At 62.2% G+C, this 20,003-nt stretch carries 17 protein-coding genes and 1 pseudogene; 9 read left to right on the plus strand and 9 right to left on the minus strand.

Annotated elements, in window-relative coordinates:
* Positions 1–87: 87 nt before the first annotated feature.
* The 4 genes from JQ633_RS06555 to dapD all read right to left on the minus strand — a co-directional run bounded on the left by JQ633_RS06555 (position 88) and on the right by dapD (position 5,171).
* Positions 88–1,905 carry a hypothetical protein gene (locus tag JQ633_RS06555; protein WP_211983672.1) on the minus strand — a complete coding sequence of 606 codons (1,818 nt, stop codon included), beginning with the start codon at positions 1,903–1,905 and terminating at the stop codon, positions 88–90.
* 115 nt (positions 1,906–2,020) lie between these two features.
* Positions 2,021–2,911, minus strand: coding sequence for a L,D-transpeptidase (locus JQ633_RS06560; protein ID WP_211983674.1), 891 nt, complete (start codon positions 2,909–2,911; stop codon positions 2,021–2,023).
* Positions 2,912–3,061: 150 nt separating this feature from the next.
* A complete protein-coding gene (locus JQ633_RS06565) occupies positions 3,062–4,108 on the minus strand; it encodes a serine hydrolase domain-containing protein (RefSeq protein WP_211983676.1) in 1,047 nt (348 codons plus the stop codon).
* Between the two features lie 91 nt (positions 4,109–4,199).
* Positions 4,200–5,171 (minus strand): 2,3,4,5-tetrahydropyridine-2,6-dicarboxylate N-succinyltransferase, encoded by a 972-nt coding sequence (gene dapD / locus JQ633_RS06570; RefSeq protein ID WP_211983678.1) that lies wholly within the window; start codon positions 5,169–5,171, stop codon positions 4,200–4,202.
* A gap of 249 nt (positions 5,172–5,420) precedes the next feature.
* On the opposite strand from dapD, the gene JQ633_RS06575 reads away from it, so the two are divergent.
* The 3 genes from JQ633_RS06575 to JQ633_RS06585 all read left to right on the plus strand — a co-directional run bounded on the left by JQ633_RS06575 (position 5,421) and on the right by JQ633_RS06585 (position 8,841).
* Positions 5,421–6,440, plus strand: a complete 1,020-nt coding sequence (locus JQ633_RS06575) for a hypothetical protein (RefSeq protein WP_249158873.1) — start codon at positions 5,421–5,423, stop codon at positions 6,438–6,440.
* A 926-nt stretch (positions 6,441–7,366) separates the two neighbouring features.
* Positions 7,367–7,876: a hypothetical protein gene (locus JQ633_RS06580; protein ID WP_211983680.1), complete on the plus strand. Its 510-nt coding sequence runs from the start codon at positions 7,367–7,369 to the stop codon at positions 7,874–7,876.
* A gap of 269 nt (positions 7,877–8,145) precedes the next feature.
* A complete protein-coding gene (locus tag JQ633_RS06585; RefSeq protein WP_211983682.1) occupies positions 8,146–8,841 on the plus strand; it encodes a hypothetical protein in 696 nt (231 codons plus the stop codon).
* 331 nt (positions 8,842–9,172) lie between these two features.
* On the opposite strand, the gene JQ633_RS06590 is transcribed toward JQ633_RS06585, so the two are convergent.
* A complete protein-coding gene (locus JQ633_RS06590) occupies positions 9,173–10,831 on the minus strand; it encodes an FAD-binding dehydrogenase (RefSeq protein WP_211983684.1) in 1,659 nt (552 codons plus the stop codon).
* Between the two features lie 278 nt (positions 10,832–11,109).
* Here JQ633_RS06590 and JQ633_RS06595 point away from each other — a divergent pair, with 278 nt between their 5' ends.
* From JQ633_RS06595 to JQ633_RS06615, 5 genes are all read left to right on the plus strand, one after another.
* Complete coding sequence (locus JQ633_RS06595) at positions 11,110–11,580, plus strand: hypothetical protein (protein WP_211983686.1); 471 nt, start codon at positions 11,110–11,112, stop codon at positions 11,578–11,580.
* A gap of 140 nt (positions 11,581–11,720) precedes the next feature.
* On the plus strand, positions 11,721–11,900 hold the full coding sequence (locus JQ633_RS06600; RefSeq protein WP_349631527.1) for a hypothetical protein: 180 nt from the start codon (positions 11,721–11,723) through the stop codon (positions 11,898–11,900).
* Between the two features lie 18 nt (positions 11,901–11,918).
* A complete protein-coding gene (locus JQ633_RS06605) occupies positions 11,919–12,509 on the plus strand; it encodes an SCO family protein (RefSeq protein ID WP_211983688.1) in 591 nt (196 codons plus the stop codon).
* Between the two features lie 94 nt (positions 12,510–12,603).
* Positions 12,604–13,620, plus strand: coding sequence for a transporter substrate-binding domain-containing protein (locus tag JQ633_RS06610; protein ID WP_211983690.1), 1,017 nt, complete (start codon positions 12,604–12,606; stop codon positions 13,618–13,620).
* Positions 13,621–13,779: 159 nt separating this feature from the next.
* A complete protein-coding gene (locus JQ633_RS06615; protein WP_211983692.1) occupies positions 13,780–15,420 on the plus strand; it encodes a lysine--tRNA ligase in 1,641 nt (546 codons plus the stop codon).
* A 138-nt stretch (positions 15,421–15,558) separates the two neighbouring features.
* Here JQ633_RS06615 and JQ633_RS06620 read toward each other — a convergent pair whose 3' ends face one another.
* Positions 15,559–15,885 carry a VF_A0006 family four-cysteine protein gene (locus JQ633_RS06620; RefSeq protein ID WP_249158875.1) on the minus strand — a complete coding sequence of 109 codons (327 nt, stop codon included), beginning with the start codon at positions 15,883–15,885 and terminating at the stop codon, positions 15,559–15,561.
* A gap of 307 nt (positions 15,886–16,192) precedes the next feature.
* Here JQ633_RS06620 and JQ633_RS06625 point away from each other — a divergent pair, with 307 nt between their 5' ends.
* Positions 16,193–16,978 carry a class II aldolase/adducin family protein gene (locus JQ633_RS06625; protein WP_211983694.1) on the plus strand — a complete coding sequence of 262 codons (786 nt, stop codon included), beginning with the start codon at positions 16,193–16,195 and terminating at the stop codon, positions 16,976–16,978.
* A 170-nt stretch (positions 16,979–17,148) separates the two neighbouring features.
* On the opposite strand, the gene JQ633_RS06630 is transcribed toward JQ633_RS06625, so the two are convergent.
* From JQ633_RS06630 to JQ633_RS06640, 3 genes and pseudogenes are all read right to left on the minus strand, one after another.
* Positions 17,149–17,802 (minus strand): S24 family peptidase, encoded by a 654-nt coding sequence (locus tag JQ633_RS06630; protein ID WP_211983696.1) that lies wholly within the window; start codon positions 17,800–17,802, stop codon positions 17,149–17,151.
* Positions 17,803–17,963: 161 nt separating this feature from the next.
* On the minus strand, positions 17,964–18,854 hold the full coding sequence (locus JQ633_RS06635) for a hypothetical protein (protein WP_211983698.1): 891 nt from the start codon (positions 18,852–18,854) through the stop codon (positions 17,964–17,966).
* 39 nt (positions 18,855–18,893) lie between these two features.
* Positions 18,894–19,832: pseudogene (locus JQ633_RS06640) on the minus strand (IS1595 family transposase).
* Positions 19,833–20,003: the final 171 nt, after the last annotated feature.

Consider the following 20,003-nt stretch of genomic DNA (forward strand, 5'->3'; position numbering starts at 1 on the left):
ATATCGTCACTCCCGCCGGACAAGACTTGCGGTCACCGCAAGCGCGTCGGTGACCGCAGCAGCCGGACGACAGTCATGCGCGGCGCGTTACTGTTGCCCTGCGCCAGCAACCTTGATTGTACCGCAGGCATTGTCGCCCTGCGAGTTGCTGTTACCCTGAGCATTGTCGTTGCCCTGATCGCCACTGCAAGGCGCGAACGAGACGCCGCGGTAGACTGTCTTGAAAGCGGGCGGCACGACCACATTGAACGCTTCGTTTGCCGGAAGCGCGGTCGCCGCAATCTTGTCCGTAATGGCGACAACCTGGTTCGGATCGGCTCCGGGCTCGACTGAATTGCTCACGGTCGACGTCACGGCGAAGATCGTCGCGGTACCATCGGAGTTCAGGCGGCCGGTGATGTTGCGCAAACCGCCGGCTGCCGAGTCAGTCGGATAGCCGTCCACATGGTATTGCGTGCCGAGGTTCAGGCCCTTCTGCAGCGTATAGGCAAGGCTCCACGCGCCATTGGCATAAACCCACTTCTGAAGACCCGCCGTCGGCGAGGTCGCCGCGTCGGCCAATACGCCGTCGCCTTCCTGAGCGACGTAAAGCGTCGTGGCATTCGCGAACCAGATGCCGAAGGGATAGAAACCGGTTGCGCCGGAGTTGACCGATGGATTGCTCGGGAAGCCCGGAAGAATGCTGAACGTCGTCTGCGAAGCCGTACCTGCCGTCGGCAGAACTCCCGGCTGGCTACCGACCTGATAGACCGTGTTGATGCCGTTGCTCCCGCTGCCCTTGGTCACGTACAGCGTGTTGTTGAAGATCGCGAGGCCGCGGAAATTGTCGTCCTTGCCGGACTTGTCCACGGCAAAGCCGAGTTGCTGAACCGCGAAGCCGAACTGGAAGCCGTTCTTGCTGCCCGGTGTACCCTGCTGGACGCCGACAACGGCGTCGGACGCATCGAGGCCGGGCGTCGCGAGCTGAACGCCGGTGCTATCGACGACCTGCACGGGCTGGGTGCCACTGCCATTGCCGGCGTTGCCAACCGTGAAGTACAGATTTGCCGCCGTGCCGTTCACCTTGTCGGCGCGGATCGCGCCGCGGCCGTTGTCTCCGCTATAGATGTTGACCTTTGTGCCCCGCATCGATCCATTGGCATCCAGCTCGGCCACGACGCGTGCATGTGCGCTGGTCACGGGATTGGTGGGATCGACATGGTTGGGCGAATTGGAATTGGAAACGTCCAGCGCGTTGATCGGGGCGTCATAGCCCATGAAAGTCACGGCTTTCCCGTCGGGCGACAGGTGGAGCGACAATTCGGACTTTGAGCTGAAGCTCGTCACCGCCACGGTCGCCGGGACAGTCACCGAACCAGCCTCACTGAGGCGGCCCCCTGCCAGATTGTATTTCTTGATCACGACGGGCGCCGTCACGCCGAAGTTGCCATCGACCGCGACGTTGTTGAACACGTCCGGATAGGTGCCGGCGGCCACCGCGATCCCGCCCGTCGGCAGGGTCTGGCCCACGGTGACAGTGGACTTCGTGCCGGCGTAGACAGCGCTGCTGACAAGCAATTGGTTCGGATTACCAGCGCTCTGGGAAAATGCCGGTTGCGCGGCGAAAAGCGCTGCCGATGATAACGCCGTTCCTGCAATAAAGCGGGTGATTGTTTGCTGCACGATCTTCTCCCTTTTCAAGCTTTTGAAGCGGGCCCCTCTTACGTGGCCAACTACAACGTTCTCGTGACAGGCAGCCGAGCACACGAGAAATTCAAATCGGGATATGTTGGCAATCGCTTCGGCAAGCTTCGCGCGCGATATCGCACAGGCGACGCCGGCGATCGCTACCTTCGTTTGATCGAAAGATTTCTGTCGGGAAACATTGGCAATCCAGACCGCCGCAGACGGCGGTTGGATTTTCAACCGCGAGTTCAGAGAGGGACCAACTGCGCGGGTTAGTATGGCGCTGCCTGCAAACTGAATCGAAGCCGTCGATGTTTGCCTGCTTCCAGTTGTAGACCTATGACGGAAAAATCGGCTACCGGGCCTCGGCGACCCTCGGTCCGGATGACAGCACCTGCGCGTTGGTTGCCGGCGGTCGGTTCGACGGTGATGTCGGCTCAGGTGCGCGGGAGGCAGCGTCGGGCGGTGCTCCCTGGAGTTGTCGACGGGCGGCGGATGCCGGCAGCACGATCACTTTCGCTCCGATCTTCACCCGCTCATAGAGGTCCATGACGTCGTCATTGGTCAGGCGGATGCAGCCGGACGAAACCCGCTTGCCGATCGTATCGGGCTTGTTGGTGCCGTGAATGCGATATTCGGTCTCGCCCAGATACATCGCCCGCGCGCCGAGCGGATTGCCGGGGCCGCCTGCCATGAATCGCGGCAGATAGGGCTGACGCGAAATCATCTCTGCGGGCGGGCGCCAATCCGGCCACTCTGTCTTGCGGGCCACGGTCTGTTCACCGGACCATGTGAAACCTTCGCGGCCGACGCCGATGCCGTAACGCATCGCCTGCCCGCCGTTCAGGACGAGATAGAGGAACGTGTTCTCGGTATCGATGACGACGGTGCCCGGCGTCTGGTGGCTGGCGTAGTCAACCACCTGCCGAACGAATCTTCCAGGTGCGTCAGCGGCTTTCGGTGTTTCGATCCGGGGCGCCGGCAGCGGCACCGGCACGGGCGCCTGCACAGCAACAGGAGCCGGCGCTGGAGCCGGCACTGATGCATGAACCGGAGTTGACACGTGGGCCGGAGTTGACGGTGCAGGAACCTGATGCGCAGCCGACTTCCGTACCGGTTGAATGCTCGCCGGGCGATACAGCAGGCCGTATCCCAATGCGGCAGCGGCGATGACGCCAACTGCAACTCTTCCGACCACCGGCAGTGCGAGCGTCTCCGTCTTCGCACGTTTAGCCCGCTTACCCATTCGTCTTTCCCCAGATCCTTGCCTGGACGGGGTATCGCAGCAAATTCTAACAAACTGCGAAGCGATTTCGCTCGGGCCAGAAACCATTCAGCATCGTTAACGGCAGCCCCGGCGAGTTGTGCACGTTCTTGGGTAGCTCCGCGGCTCCGGTCACTGATCCAGGCGCCCGACACACGCTGCTTCCGCCGGCAGCGCCGCGTCCGCAGATAGCACAACCTCATTGATGAACTTCGCAGCTCCTCCAGGAAGGGAGGCGGCGGATTGCAGCGCCACCACGAGGTTGCGGTCCGGAATGTTCAAGATGAGCTGGCTCTGGAAGCCGGCCGCGAAATGGGTCTGCCACCCCTCGCGTATCGGCTTTGTCCACCACAGGTACCCGTAGCCGGCGTTTGCCGGCTCACCGCCGTCGATGTGCTTGCGCGTGGAATCGAGGACGTAGGCTTCCGAGACCACCTGCCGCTCACGCCACCGGCCGTGCTGAAGATAAAGCAGACCGATCTTCGCCATGTCCCTGGCGGTAAACAGCAGTCCGCTGTATCCGGGCAAGTTTCCATCCCGGTCGACAGGCCAGTAGTAGCGATCGATCTGCAGCGGCGCGAACAGTTCGTTCCTGGCAAACTCCGCGATGTTGCCGCTGACCGCGCGCCTCAGGATGACCGCAATCAGATTGGTCCCCTCATTGTCATAGTGAAAATGCGTGCCGGGGGGATGCTCGACCGTGCGCCTGATCATCCAGACGCTGGAATTCCAGACGCCCGGCACCTCCGCCATCTCCTGCGGCGCGAAGCCCGACGACATCGTCAGGAGGTCGCGCAACGTGATATCGGCCGCGCGCGGATCGATGCTCCCTTCGGTCGCCTCAGTGACCAGTTCGGGCAGCTTCTGATCCAGCCGCAACAGGCCCTTGTCGATGGCAATGCCGACCAGAATCGACAACACGCTCTTCGTCACCGAATGCACCGGCCAAAGCCCATCGCGCGAATTGAGGGCGTAGTATTCATGAAGGATGCAGTTGCCGCGCGCCAGCACCAGCGACCTCGCCGACGGGTACTGCGCGGCGATTGTCGCCGAGAGCCCGGCAAGTGTCTCGGCCGTCGATGCCGTGGCTTGCTGTGCCGTGGCCGGCCGGGCCGAAAACCCCGCGGCGATGACGAGCGAGACGCCGACTGCCGCCATCAAAGGTCGCGCGCTGCCCATCGCTTCCCTCCGCCGTTCGGTATGCCTCCAGATTGCCGAGTTGGGGCGATCCGGCAACGATTGTCGCCGGCCGCCCTGTCGAGTGAACGGCCTAGCCGTGAAGTTGCGCGTTCAGGCCGTCCCAATTTCCCTTGCGCCTGGTTGCCTCGAGCGCGCCGCTCTGGGAGTTGCGGCGGAACAGCAGGCCCTTGTGGCCCGAGAGCTCCTTGGCTTTCAGGACCCGGCCGTCTTCCAGAAGAACGCGCGCGCCTGCCGTGACGTAGCAGCCCGCTTCGACGATGCAATCGTCACCCAATGAAATGCCGATGCCGGCATTGGCGCCGATCAGGCAGCGCTCGCCGACCGTGATCCGCTCCTTGCCGCCTCCGGACAGCGTGCCCATGATCGATGCGCCGCCGCCGATGTCGCTGCCGTTTCCGACGACCACGCCGGCGCTGATCCGGCCCTCGACCATGCAGGCGCCGAGCGTGCCCGCGTTGAAATTGCAGAAGCCTTCATGCATGACGGTCGTGCCCGCAGCGAGATGGGCGCCGAGCCTGACGCGATCGGCATCGGCGATTCTCACATCCGCAGGCGTCACGTAATCGGTCATGCGCGGAAACTTGTCGACGCCCGTCACCTCGAACGCCACGCCACGCTTTCGTGCGGCGATCCGCGCTTGCGGTACGCGCGCGCTTTCACAGGGACCTGACGTCGTCCAGGCAACGTTCGGCAACACGCCGAAAATTCCGTCGAGGTTCAGGCAATTCGGTAGGACCAGCCGGTGGCTCAGCAGATGGAGCCGAAGATATGCGTCGTGCACATCGGCCGGCGCGGATGCAAGAGAGCCGATCTCGGTGCGGACCGGAACGATGTCGACATTACGGATGTCGTCATGCCCGGCATATCCGTCCGCCGACTGCCCCAACGCTTTGACGATCTCGTCGTTCGTCAGCCGAGCCGTCGCCGCCTTGCCGGCTTCCGCTACCAGGCGCAGCTGAAGAAACCAGGAATCCAGCACGCGCCCATCGGCCGCAATCGTCGCAAATCCCTCGCCGCTCGCGCCCCTCAGTTCCATCGCCATTTTGTATGTCTCACCCTAGGTTCCCAAAGCTCATGAATAAGCGAATTTTCGTGGAAATAGCAACTTCCGGGCTCTCGAACGCGCCCGCTTCGGGGTCAAAAGCGGCTCTCACGGCGAGGCGGTTGTGACGGGAATCCTGAAGCCGACCATGAACCCGCTCAACGTCCGGAGCGACCCATCGATACGCGGATTTTTCAATCTGAATTCTACTCGTCCCGCGGTCGCTCTCTCCGTTGGGAGAAAATCAACATGGCATCTCCTGGGAAAATCCTGGAGTACGGATCGCAGCCGCCGGATACGATTGCGGCAAAGTTATTCAACTTTCAGGTCGGCAAGTTCGCCATCAAGCCGGAACATTCCAAATGGCTGACTGATGTCGTCGTTCCGAAATTGAGGGCCGGAGGAAGCCTTACGATCATCGGGCTCGCAAGCCGTACCGGCAGCGACGATTTCAACATGCAGCTGTCGCGCAACAGGCTGCAGGCCGTCATCGATCTGCTGCGCAAGCAAGTGCCCAACGATTTCAAGGTTGCGCTCGAGGTCGCGAAAGGTGAGCGCGCGGCCATGTTCGCAGGCGAACGGGACGGGGTGGAAAACGAAACCTGGCGTGGTGTCATCCTCTCGGTCTGGAATAAGCCAAACCCGCCACCGCCTCCGCCGCCACCGCCGCCTCAACCGAGACCTCAATTATATCCGGCGGAACGCAAATTCTTCAAACGTTGGCTCGGCTTCGGCGTCAAGTCCGGCGGACAGTTGCTGATCGGCGGCGTCGAGAGCACCACCGCGTATGTCGTCAACCTCGGAGATCTGGAGACCTTTGATCTCCAGATCGTCAGCAGCCGGTGGGGACTTGGTCTTGGCGGCAGCGGCGGAGCCGTTGCCGTGATCGGCTTTGGTTTCAGCGTTCCCTATGAGCTGGACCATGAATCCCTGAATGACTGGGGCATCAATGTCGCATTCACCGAAAAGCTGATCTCGAAGGGGGCACTGCAATCGATCCATGCCAGCAAGTACTTCATCGATGGCTTGAAGAACGGCAAGTACGTGGCGCCCGCGCTCAATGCGCGAAGCACCTTTACGGCGATCGGCTTGCTCCAGAACGTGAGAAATGCGCTCCACACGCTGTACGGCGGATTGGAGGCAGCCAAGGGCTCGGGCGTCATCGTGCTCGACCTGCCGCTTCTGGGTGTCGGACTCGAATTGTCCGCCTTCGTCACGCGAGGAAAGATGTACGTTTCGAATCCTTCGCACTGGATCGAGCCGAGCTAGGGGCTCGGACGAGACTCGCCAAGACTCGTCGCTAGCGCAGAGCGTCAGTCACGATTGCTAAACGGGGTAGCGCCACCGCAGAGCGCGACGGACGACAAGCAGCGCCAAAGCGTTTGCCGGAAGGCTGATCCAGAGGATCGTCGGGACTGGCAGCGTGAGGCATGCGTGGATCAGGTAAATGATCTGCCCGAGCAGACCGGCAAGCAGCGCAACTCTGGTCCAGCCCAATCGCGTTCGCGGGACCCAATCATCGGACTCGCCGATTAGATATGCCGCGATCCAGGAGGCCATGCTCTACTTTGGGCAGCTGGTCATTCGCGGGCAGTTAAAAATGATCTTCGATATTGATCAAGCCGGCCTTGGGTCAAACCGCGAATTCTCGTAAACGGTCTGCAAACCTTGTTGCGAAAGAGCCGGTAACTGGCGCGGCCGGCCTCGTGCTACAATGGTGTGCATGTTCCGCACTCGCATCGGCCGCACCTTTATGAAGGCCCTCGTCGTTGGGGGCGCGGGTTTCATCCTTGTGTTCTATAACCTTTATCTGTTGATTGGGCTGATTGCACTCAACTTGGCATGCATTCCCATGGCTTCAGTCGCCAAGCGGCGCGGATGGGGAGCTGACGGGCGTCTTGCAAGGTATCTCAGTCGTCCGCGATTCGAAGACGCAGGCCGCCGCGCAAGTTAGCAAGGTGACCGAAGCTCCGTTGCGGGGCAGAAGTCAACATCAACCGAAATCGGCGTCAATCGGCTTCGGGCCAGAAGCTGCCCCTACCCGAAAGCTCTAAATCCACAGCCTGTCGCGCGATTGAGCGCTGTCCAGTTGGCAAGTGTTAAGGTTCGTTGAGCACAATCTGACGGTGTGTGGGCGCAATCGACCAAGTCTTTGACAGGCGCCGACCTCGTTGGATTGGATGGAGCCATCCGAGATGCAGGATGAACAATGGCCGCCTGAGAGCCTGATCGAAATGATGGGCAAACTGAGCGCTGGAGACATGTCCGTACTCGTCGGAGCGGTAGCGGAGCGCGCTTCGATGTCGACGACTGTTGGAAGCCGCAACCACGAATTCTGGTGCAAGCTCGCTGAACACGGGCTGTTGAAGGAGGATGATCGTATTCCGATCGCGAAGCTGGCAGACGTCCGCATCTTCTCTGTCGTCAAAGAAGACGTTGCACGACTTGAGAAGCTCCTGGAAACGTATCGTACCCAGGTGATGCGCGCGAAGATGGGCCAATTCTTTGCGGCTGAATGTGAACCGTTTGCCGCGAAGATGGTGGAGCACATCAAGGCTTGCGGGGGTGGTACGCCCGACTTCGTCATCTTGACGGGCTTCCTCCTTGCATCACTTTTGGCGAAGGGCTACCCGCAACAAGAACCCGCACAAATCATTCAACCGATTGCCGACCTTGCGCGAAAGCGGCTTGCGGGTGAGGTATGACCGGCGGAGGTTTTGGCATCGGTATTTTTGTGGCAGCGCTGGCCAACTACCTTTGCAAGCGCGAAGTCCAAATCACCAAGACTCGGACAATAATGCGGAGCGAACGTCCAAAGCTCTATTGGGGCTTGATCTCACTTCTCTGCGTTATCATTGCGGCTCTGCTGATATTCGTCTTCGTTCCGTGGCACGGTTAGAGATGTTTGAAGGCAAACTCCAATGGACTTCCCTTGAGTGATGCGCGCGACATGGAGGCTCAATGTGAGAACGCGATGACGAGAACCAAATGGCTGAATATCGCGGTCGCTTTCGCTCTGATCTCGCGACCGACGATGGCTGCCGTGAATGACGAGCAAGACGACAGGTTTTCGGTTCGTCCGTTCACCTATGTACCATCGTTGGATACCGCGCCGGTCGATATTCAGATACGCGGCACGCGGTGGCGGGTGCCCAGAAATTTTTTGGAAACTGCGACCCTGGTCAGGTCGGAAGCTCCCGGGTGGTCAGCAGCCTTACGGATCGTCACGACGCTTTCGACCTTGACCGGAGCAACTCCAAAAACGCTGCGTTGCTTCAAATCTCTCAGCGCTGAAATATGCCCTGACGGCATCGTCATGCTGGTCCACCGGCCCAGTGTCAGCGCGGAGCGCTGGAACCGGCCCGCTCTCATCGAAGCAGCAAGCGATCCGAGAGACGATCTTTTTGGCCTGACCAACGTAAAGGCGCAGGTGAGCCTAGGCCGGCAAGACGTTTACGTGTTCTTTGGGGGCTCGTTCGAGAAATCGCCCGTGATCGCATGTCGCCCGGTGGGCGGCATGGAATTGTTGCAGGACTGTAGTGTTCGCCTTGAGATCGGCGGTGTTCCTCTGAGATACAGCTTCGCACGAAGCCAACTGCCGTACTGGCGGCGTATTCACGACGGCGTGGTCTCGATCGTAAGATCGTTCGAAACGAAAGACGGACGGTGAGTCCTGCACGTCGAACTGGAGACAAAGGCAACGTCTACCGCTGGGGCCGCACGTCCGCTTCGGGTCACATGCGGCTTCGACCTCGGGCGCGGCACCCGGCCGCGGATGCGCGCGCCTGCCGCGACGTAGCAGCCTGCTTCGACGACACAACCGTCGCGCCCCTCAGTTCCGTCGCCATTGAATGCCTCACATCGCACATCCTGCGCGCTCGCTCAATTTCGGAATAATGAAAAAATACCCCTGAGTTGCCCGACGCGTCAAGCGCTTTCCGACTGCCGCCGGCCGCCGGCTACTTTGCATGGGGTTGTTTTCGCAGTTTTGCGGACGCGTACTATCCCACCGCCTTCGCCGCCGCCCGTCCCGCATTGCGGCCCGAGAACAGGCAGCCGCCGAGGAAGGTGCCCTCCAGCGAGCGATAGCCGTGCACGCCGCCGCCGCCGAAGCCGGCGGCTTCGCCGGCCGCGTAGAGCCCGCGGATGATCTGGTGATCGTTGCCGAACACACGGGAGTCGAGATCGGTCTCGAAGCCGCCGAGCGTCTTGCGGGTGAGGATGTTCAGCTTCACCGCGATCAGCGGGCCGTGTTCGGGATCGAGGATGCGATGCGGCTTGGCGGTGCGGATCAGTCTGTCGCCGATATAGCGGCGCGCATTGTGCAGGTTCATCACCTGCGCGTCCTTGACGTAGGGGTTGGTGATCTCGCGGTCGCGCGCCTCGATCTGGGCCTTGATGTGGTCGAGCTGCAGGAGGTCGCTGCCGGCGAGCTTGTTCATGGCCGCGACGAGATCGGCGAGGTTGTCGCGCACGATGAAGTCGATGCCGTGCTGCTTGAACGCCTCGACCGGCGCCGGCGCGCCCTTGTTGGTGGCGCGCTTGATCGTCATGCGCCAGCTCTTGCCGGTGAGATCCGGGTTCTGCTCGGAGCCGGACAGCGCGAACTCCTTCTTGATGATGCTCTGGGTCAGGACGAACCACGAATAGTCGTAGCCGGTGCCCATGATGTAATGCAGTTGTCCGAGCGTGTCGGAGCCCGGGAACAGCGGCGCCGGCAGCCGCTTGCCGGTCGCGTCGAACCACATCGATGACGGGCCGGGCAGGATCCGGATGCCGTGGCGCGGCCAGATCGGGTTCCAGTTCTGGATGCCCTCGACATAGTGCCACATGCGGTCGCGGTTGATCAGCCGCGCGCCGGCCGCCTCGGTGATCCCGATCATGCGGCCGTCGACATGCTCCGGCACGCCGGAGATCATGAATTTCGGTGGCGCGCCGAGCCGCTGCGGCCAGTTCTGCCGCACCAGGTCATGATTGCCGCCGATGCCGCCGGAAGCGACGATGATTGCCTGTGCGCGCAGCGTGAAGTCGCCGACGACGTTGCGCGAGGAGCTCTTGCCGCGCTCGACGCTATCAGGTTCCAGGATCACGCCGCTGACGCCGTCGACCGCGCCGTTGCTGACGCTGAGCGCATCGACACGATGGCGAAACCTGAAGATCAACCGTCCGCTCTTCGCCGCCTCGCGCGCGCGTCGCTCGAACGGCTCGACGATGCCGGGGCCGGTGCCCCAGGTGACGTGGAAGCGCGGCACCGAATTGCCGTGGCCCATCGCATCATAGCCGCCGCGTTCGGCCCAGCCGACGACCGGGAAAATACGGTGTCCCATCGCGCGCAGCCAGTCGCGCTTCTCGCCGGCGGCGAAGCCGACATAGGCCTCGGCCCATTGCCGCGGCCAGTGATCCTCCTCGCGGTCGAAGCCCGCGGTGCCGATCCAGTCCTGCAGCGCGAGGTCGAACGAGTCCTTGATGCCGAGCCGGCGCTGTTCCGGTGAATCAACGAGGAATAGGCCACCGAACGACCAGAACGCCTGGCCGCCGAGGTTTTGCTCCCCCTCCTGGTCGAGCACGATGACGCGCTTGCCGGCGTCGGCGATCTCGGTCGCCGCGACCAAACCCGCGAGTCCCGCGCCAACCACGATCACATCTGCATCGTCAGCCATTTGATGTTCCCCCAGACCCGCATTGATTGAAGACTGCGGCATCGCACGCGGTCAACGTCAAAGGGCGCTTGCCTGTGGCGGCGCGGCCTCAAACGGTTGCGGCATGTTGTTCCAGTTTGGGACCTATCAACAGGTCACTGCAGCGCGCGCGCAACACCCAATTTGAATTTGTTTTGACCGGCTTCGCTCGTCTGGACAAAAATCGTCTGTCGCAACACGCTCACGCCCATCTTGCATCACAAGACAAACAGATTCGGTTTCGACTGGGGCTGGTCAAAATGAAGTTGATGACGGGGTTGCTCGCTGCGGTTCTCCTGCTGGCGGGAATGGGGGCGTCGCAAGCTGTGGTCAGGATCGCCGACGATCGCGGCGGCAAGATCGGAACCTACGTCGACAGATTCCAGGACCTGCGCACCTCGGGCGAGACCGTCATCATCGACGGGCTCTGCGCCTCGGCCTGCACCATCGTGCTCGGCAAGGTTCCGCACGACCGGATCTGCGTCACCTCGCACGCCACGCTCGGCTTTCATGCCGCCTGGGATTACGGCGATGACGGCCGCGCCGTCACCAATCCCGAAGCGACCCACATGCTCTATCTGATGTATCCGCCTGCGGTGCGGAAATGGATATCGGCCCGCGGCGGGCTGACCCGGCGGATGATCTTCCTGCGCGGCAAGCAATTGCAGGCGCTCTACCGGCCGTGCTTCTACGACGCCCAGGCCTCGGCGAACAAACCGTCCTCGCGCTGACTCGCTGGCCGATTCGCTTCGGTGCGTATTTTAGGGCAGGGCCGGGATTGCACGTCCTCGCCATGATTTGACGGCACGTGGTGGCCATGATGCTTGCCGCCAGCGGGAACCCGGCCTATCTCAGCCCCATGGTTCAGCCGATGTCAGCCCAGCCTCACGATGTCGCCGCTCCGGCGCAGGGCTGGGTGGCGTCGGCGATCCTGTGGGGCGCTGCCGGGATCGGCGGGCTGGTCCTGCTTGCCGCCGCCGCGCTCTGGTTCCACTTCGGGACCGCGGTCTTCTTCGAGATGATCGCCGCCGGCGTCTCCGCCTGCTTCTGACAAGGACGTATCGACATCATGCCCCGGACCGCTCGCCCGCTGGTGATCTTCGCCGCCTTCGCCGCCAGCCTCGCGGTCGGCCTGTTCATCACGCTGTGGCTGGTCGGCGGCCTGCGCACGGTCGCCGCGCCGTCGGCGATTGGCGGGCCGTTCCAGCTCACTGACCAGACCGGCCAAGCCGTCACCGAGAAGGACCTCAAGGGCAAACCGACGCTGATCTTCTTCGGTTTCACCCATTGTCCCGACGTCTGCCCGACCTCGCTGTTCGAGATCTCGGAGGTCTTGAAGGCGATGGGCAAGGATGCGGACCGGGTGAACGCCTATTTCGTCTCGGTCGATCCCGAGCGCGACACCCAGGGCGCGATGAAGGACTACCTGTCCAGCTTCGATCCGCATTTGAAGGGCCTGACCGGCGATCCCGCCGCGATCGCCAAGGTGCTGTCGGCCTATCGCGTCTACGCCAAGAAGGTGCCGCTCAAGGATGGCGACTACACGATGGACCACACCGCGCTGATCTATCTGATGGACCGCGACGGCAATTTCGTTTCGCCGTTCAACCTGAAGCGCACGCCCCAGGAGGCGGCGACCGACCTGAAACGGTACCTCTGATCGCCGTTTCGAGGGCAGAATTAACCTAATCGGCGCTCGCCTCAGGCGCCGGATGGTCTATAAGGCCGTCCAATTTCCTTGAAATTGCTGGTTTATGCCGATTCAGTCCGCCCGATCCCCTGCCGTCCGCTCGCGCCAGCGCCGTCTGGCCGCGGGGCTGATCGTGGCTGCACTGCTGGCCTCAGGGGTATCCGCAACGGCGCAGACGCAACCCCCCGCCGCCAAGACGGCGCCCGCTCCAGCCCCGTCCGCAACTCCGGCCCCAGCGCCGGCGGTTCCGGCATCGCCGCCCGCAGCGGCCTCGCCGCCGACGCAGCTTCCTCCGAAGCCCGCCGCCCAGGCCGCGCCGCAGGCGGTGCCGGGCTTCTGGGACCCGCGACGCCGGCCGGAACGGCCGGATCTGTCGCGGCTCACCGTGATCCGCTTCCTGACCGAGACCGACTATCCGCCGTTCAACTTCACCGGCCCCGACGGCAATCCGGCCGGCTTCAACGTCGACCTGGCGCGCGCGCTCTGCGACGAGATCAAGGTCACCTGCACCATCCAGATGCGGCGCTTCGAGACGCTGGTCGATGCGCTCGCCACCAACCGGGGCGATGCCATCATCGCCTCGATGGCGGTGACGCCGCAGCTCCGCGCCAAGGTCGATTTCACCGATCCCTATTACCGTGCGCCGGCGCGCTTCGTGTCGCGCCGCGACGGCGTGATGCCGGAGATCCGCCCGGAATATCTCGAGGGCAAGAAGGTCGGCGTGATCGGCGGCACCTCGCACGAGGCCTACCTGAAGGCGATGTTCACCGACGCCGAGATCCACGCCTATCCGAACGATGACGCCTTGCGCGCAGCGCTGCGCCGCGGCGAGGTCGACTTCATCTTCGGCGATGCGATCTCGCTGGCGTTCTGGATCAATGGCACCGACTCGGCCGAATGCTGCGCGTTCTCCGGCGGCCCCTTCGTCGAGAGCCGCTATTTCGGTGAGGGCGTCGGGATCGCGGTCCGCAAGGGCAACGACCTGCTGCGGCAGTCGCTGAACTGGGCGCTGTTCCGGATCTGGGAAAAAGGCCGCTTCACCGACCTGTGGCTGCGCTACTTCTCGATCAGCCCGTTCTGACCACGTCATTCCGGGGCGATGCGTAGCATCGAACCCGGAATCTCGAGATTCCGGGTCTGGTGCTTCCGCACCATCCCGGAATGACGACGACCTCCACTTGTTTTGCATTTTGCCGCGAAAGCGTTAGTTTTGCGGCCTTTTTGGAGAGAGCCTGAGGAAATGTCCGTGATTGATCCTGCCGCCAGCCCGAGCGACCTGCGCGCGCTCGCCGAACAATCCAACGCCTGGCCGTTCGAGCAGGCGAAAGCGATTGTGGCGCGGCTGAAGAAAAATCCAAAGGACGAGGTGCTGTTCGAGACCGGTTACGGCCCGTCGGGCCTGCCGCATATCGGCACCTTCGGCGAGGTGGCGCGCACCACGATGGTGCGCCATGCCTTCCGCGTGCTCACCGAGGACAAGATCAGGACGCGCCTGCTCGCCTTCTCCGACGACATGGACGGCCTGCGCAAGGTGCCTGACAACGTGCCGAACAAGGAGCTGCTGGAGCAGAATCTCGGCAAGCCGCTCACCAAGGTGCCCGATCCGTTCGGCACCCATTCGAGCTTCGGTGCGCACAACAATGCGCGGCTGCGCGCATTTCTCGACCAGTTCGGCTTCGACTACGAGTTCGCGAGTTCGACCGAATATTACACCTCCGGCAAGTTCGACGCCGCGCTGCTGCGCATGCTGGAGCGGATCGAGAAGGTGATGGCGATCATGCTGCCCTCGCTGCGCGAGGAGCGCGCGGCGAGCTACTCGCCGTTCCTGCCGATCTGCCCGCGCACCGGGACGGTGCTGTACGTTCCGGTGACGGCGCACGATGCCAAGGCCGGCACGATCTCCTACGAGGACCCCGACAGCAAGGAGAGCATCACCGTTCCCGTCACCGGCGGCCATTGCAAGCTGCAATGGAAGCCGGACTGGGCGATGCGCTGGTACGCGCTCGCCGTCGACTATGAAATGGCCGGCAAGGACCTGATCGACTCGGTCAAGCTGTCGGGCAAGATCTGCGCGGCGCTCGGCGGCACGCCGCCGGAAGGCTTCAATTACGAGCTGTTCCTCGACGAGAAGGGCCAGAAGATCTCGAAGTCGAAGGGCAACGGCCTGACCATCGACGAATGGCTGCGCTACGCCTCGCCGGAGTCGCTGTCGCTGTTCATGTATCGCGAGCCGAAGGCGGCGAAGCGGCTGTATTTCGACGTCATCCCGCGCAATGTCGACGAGTACCAGCAGTTCCTCGACGGCTTCACGCGGCAGGAAGCGCGGCAGCAGCTGCAGAACCCGGTCTGGCACGTCCATTCCGGCAAACCGCCGCAGGCCGACATGCCCGTCACCTTCCAACTGCTGCTGACGCTGGTGTCGTCGTCGAATGCGGAGAATGCCGCGACGCTGTGGGGCTTCATTGGCCGCTATCGCCCCGGCGTGACGCCGCAGACGCACCCGAAGCTCGATGCGATGGTCGGCTACGCCATCAACTACTATCGCGACTTCGTGGCGCCGACGAAGCAGTTCCGCGAGCCGACCGAGGGCGAGCGCGCCGCGCTGCAGGATTTGCGCGATGCGCTGGCCAACATGCAGGCAGGTGCGAGCGCGGAAGACATCCAGAACGTCGTCTACGAGATCGGCCGCCGCGAGCCGTTCCTCGACATGGTGAAGAAGGGCAAGGACGGCCGCCCCGGCGTCTCGCTCGACTGGTTCAACATGCTGTACCAGGTGCTGCTCGGCCAGGAGAAGGGCCCGCGCTTCGGCTCCTTCGTCGCGGTCTACGGCGTGCAGAACGCCGTCAACATGATCGACGGCGCGCTGGCGCGGTCGTCGTGACGGTCGGGTAGGCGGGCACGCTCTCGCTTTGCCCACCCTCCCTTCTGCGTAGCCCGGATGCAGCGAAGCGAAATCCGGGAGTCGCGCGCGCGGTCCCACTGCCCCGGATTGCGTTTCGCTCCATCCGGGCTACGGGTGCTAGAACGGATTGGTTCGGCGGCAGGCGGAGACGATCGCTTCGGCGGCCTGATTGCCCTGCACCCCTGATAATTCCCGCACGAGGCAGACGTAGTAACCCTTGCTGCGTTCGTTCAACAGCGAATCGCCGTTGAGCGCGAGCCAGTTGCAGGCAGAACGGATGGTCTGCACCGCAAAGGCGGACCGCGTATCCCGGATGGCCGACAGCTCGCAGCGCGCCTGCGCTTCCGTGGCGGAATCCGCCATCAGGGACGTTGCGGACGAGGTGAGCGTTGCCACCGCCATGGTCGCTTGAATGGCAAGCCGTCTCACGGTCTCTCGGGACATCAGCCGCTCCAATTCCAGTGTGGCGTCTCTCATACACGAGATGCCGGCCGACACCAGCGTGACCAACGGTCGATGAACAAGCGTAGCCCTGATGCAGCGAAGCGAAATCCGGGAATCTCGCCAGCGGTCTCATTGCCCCGGATTACGCTTCGCCGCATCCGGGCTGCGGCTGCGGCTTAGCGTCGCAAAAACCGGATAGCTGATCCCCGGCATTTTCACCGTCGGTTGGCGGCGGATTGCGCTACACTCCCTCCCATAAAATCAGCACGGCCTCCGTCGAGCGGCCGGCATACATGGGAGCACGCGCATGCAGTTCAGGGTTTCGCCGTCGTCGCTGCGGAATGATACCAGCGCCGAGGAATGGCAGGCGCGGGTCGATCTCGCCGCCGCGCATCGGCTCGCCTACATCCACGGCTTCTCCGAAGGCATCTTCAACCATCTCACCTTCGTGGTGCCCGGCCGCACCGACCGCTACTACCAGATCCCGTTCGGCATGCACTGGTCGGAGGTGACGGCGTCGTCCTTCATGGAAGTCGGCATCGACGATGCCGAGGTGAAGCGCGGCGAGGGCGAGGTCGAGCGCTCCTGCTTCTGCATCCACGCGCCGATCCACAAGGCGCTGCCGCAGGCCAAGGCGGTGTTCCACACCCATATGCCCTACGCCAGCGCGCTGACGCGGCTGGAAGACCCGCGCATCAAGGAGATCGGGCAGACCGAGGTTGGGCTGTCGGAGGCGATCGCCTATGACGATCTCTACACCGGTCCCGCGCTCGATCCCGCTGAAGGCGAGCGGCTCGCCAATGTGATCGGCGACAAGACCATTTTGTTCATGGCCAACCACGGCATCTCGACGGTCGGCGAGACCGTCGCCGACGCCTATGACCGGCTCTATTACATCGAGCGCGCCGCGCAGGTTCAGATCTACGCGATGTGGACCCGGCAGCCGCTGAAGCAGTTGCCGGCGCATGTGGTCGAGAAGACCAAGCGCGACTACCGCGATGATCACCTCTACACCGGCCCGACCCCATCGCAGCGCCATTTCGATGCGCTGAAGCGGATGCTGGACCGGAAGGAGCCGGACTACGCGACGTAAGTTGCGGCATATTCCGCCGTCGTCCCGGCGAAAGCAGGGACCCATAACCACAGGGTTGAGTTGTTAGAGCAGGCTGTGGCCCCAGCCTGCTCTCGCATGATGAGCGGTGGTTATGGGTCCCGGCCTACGCCGGGACGACACCGGCTTTGTGATCACGGCTTTCGCCTCGATTACTGGCTCGCCCACACGATGCGCGCGATCCACTCGACCTGCTCGGCCTCGAGCGTGCGGTCGGGATGCACGGGGTTAAGCGAGCCGAGCTCGAGCACCTTGGCGGTGCGGCGCTTCAGCTCCTTCACCATCACCTCGCCGCCCGTGGTGCGCACCACGACGCGGTCGCCGCGGCGGATCGGTGTGCCGGGCGAGACCACGATGATGTCGCCCTCGCGATAGGCGGGCCGCATCGAGTCGCCCTCGATCTCCAGCGCATAGGCGTGCTCGTCGCCCGTCGCGGGCAGCGCCACCTCGTCCCAGCCTTTGCCGGAGGGGAAGCCGCTGTCATCGAAATAGCCGCCGGCGCCGGCCTGGGCGAAGCCGAGCAGCGGCACCGACTGGCCGCCGCGCGGACCCTCGCCGAGCAGCTGCACGAAGGTTTCCATGGTGGCATTGGTCGCGGCCAGCGCCTTGGAGACCGACTCAGTGGACGGCCAGCGCTCGCGCCCGTCACCGGTGATGCGCTTCGACTTGTTGAAGGTGGTCGGATCGAGGCCGGACGCCTTGGCTAGTCCCGATGGCGATAGCCCGGCGCGTTCGGCAAGCCGGTCGAGCGCGGTCCAGACCTGGGCGTGGGTCAGGGGGCGGGGAGCTTTGGGTTGTTTGACCATCGAGCGCATCCCGGAGCAGCTTCTAGGAATTATTACGCACTTATATACTTGACAAAAGTGCAATTATTCCTAGGTTACTCCCATTGAGGTCATTTCTCAATTGGCGCGCCCGAATTGCATGTTTGGTTGAGTATGCAAGTGCACTGTGAGGAACAGTGCAATCAAACGAAACTTTCTGGCCAGAGCTTCCGACACTCGGCTTCGATTCGTACCAAGACGCCTTGAACTTCGCTGAGCATTGCTCTGAGTACAGCAGGCGGGTCGCTACGGCTGACCCGAGGTTCTTCGTCGTCGAAGCCTATTCGGAAGGCAAAGCTGTGTGCGTCGCGGAAGTCTCCGCTTCCGGTATCGATTTCGATCTCGTATTTTTCAGGGTTCCAGCGGTGGCTCGTCTGCAAAATGATGCCGGGCGTCAAATGAATCTGGAGGTCTTGGGTGCCGATGGGCATCAGGATCGCGTGCTTCCTGGAATTACAAAGCCGGTTCAAACTCCAGAGGAAGTTGTTAGCTCCCTTGTATGGCTTAAAGGTCGGAATGAGGGCTTGGATTTCTTCCGGCGCTTCCTTCGTCAGCCCCTTGATGCGGTTGGCGAGGAACGTTTCAGCTTTGGCGAAGGGGAAGTAGGCGAACTCGGTGACGGGGCGTCTGCTGGCAATACACGAAGCGTAGATGGCGTGGTCAAGAACGGCCCGCAGGTTATTGATAATGTCGAAGACGATACTTGGCGTATCGTCAAAGAACGCTTTGTCGAAGATGATCTTCAATCGATTGTTTCTTCCATCTGCATCTCTCTCGACAGAACAGGGCCTTTGTTTCTCATTAGCGAATGCGGCGACCCTCGCTTCAAAGTCACGCAAGTGGTATTTTGCCCGCTCTAATGTTCGCTTTGGGCTATAAAACGGATCAGGCATGGCAAAATCCGATCTTGATGAAACAAAGAAGTTGATGGGCGCGCTCGTGCGGATGAAGCCGAAGCCGCACGATGAAATGAAGATTGGCAACTCTAAGGCGAAAAAGACTAAGAGTCCCGCGAAGAAGCGCGCCTCTTCCACGCGGAAAAACGCTTAGCAGCCTGCTTTTTGTGCCTGATCTTAGTGAGGTATGCGGTACGTCAGACGCTTGCCCTCAATGCCCTTCATGGCGAGCGCCGTCCGTTCCCCATCGGTAACGCCTAGACCGGAACGGTTGTGTTGTGGCGGAATTCAAATTCGGCAAGATAGCGCTTCAAGTGCTGCTCGCCGCAGAACGTGTAAGTGCCGCGCATGCCGCGCTTGAAGATGCCAAAGAAATTCTCGATGTTGTTCGTGGTATAGCCCGCGTCATTCACGTAGGTCAGCGTAGAGTGCTTCACCTTCTGGTGGTTGCCGAACTCCTTACCGAGAATCTTGTAAAGCTGGCTTTCGTCCGTAACGAGCGTGGCCTTGCGCTCAACGTTCGTGAAAAAGGATTTCCTGAATCCTTTCCGCCGTTGCAGTCTTGTCGATATGGAACGTGCGAACGGTGCCGGTGTTCTCGTCCACCAGCGCAAAGATGGAAGCTTTATTCTTGAGGCCCTTCTTGTAGCCCTTGGCGCGCTTCGACGTATTGAGGTGATATGTCTCATCGGCCTGCACGGCGCCGCCAAGCGTGCCCATGGGGCCGGGCTTGAGATCGGTCATCGCTTCGCGGAGGCGATGCATCATGAACCAAGCAGTCTTGTAAGTGACGCCGATGCTGCGATGGATTTCGTGAGCCGAAACGCCGTTCTTGCCTGAGTTCATCATGTGCGCCGCCATCCACCATTTGGTGAGCGGCACCTTGGAGCGCTCGAACACGGTGCCGACCGTGACGGTAAACTGACCCTTGCAGTCGTTGCAGTAGTACAGGCCCGGACGATGCGATTTCTTGGTGCCCTCGACCTTCGCCAGTTTGTCAGGATCGGACGAGCCGCAGTGCGGGCAGATCGGTCCATCGGGCCAGCGCACCGCCTCAAGGGCTTCGCGGGCCCTGTCTTCGTCCTGAAACATGGGGTCTTGGAATGTGGCGGTCATGGAATTGCTCCGGCAATCCCTGTATCATAGGACTATATCCACTTTTGTCAAGTATATAAGTGCGAATTATTACCTGAAAGCGGCGGTTTGCGCAATTCTGGCGTCAGGTGTGGCGCGGCGCCGCTTGAGTTGCGCCCCGGCCGTCGATACGGTCGCCCGCGCCATCAGGCC

It is taken from the genome of Bradyrhizobium tropiciagri (assembly GCF_018130505.1).
GTDB classification, from domain to species: Bacteria; Pseudomonadota; Alphaproteobacteria; order Rhizobiales; family Xanthobacteraceae; genus Bradyrhizobium; species Bradyrhizobium tropiciagri_B.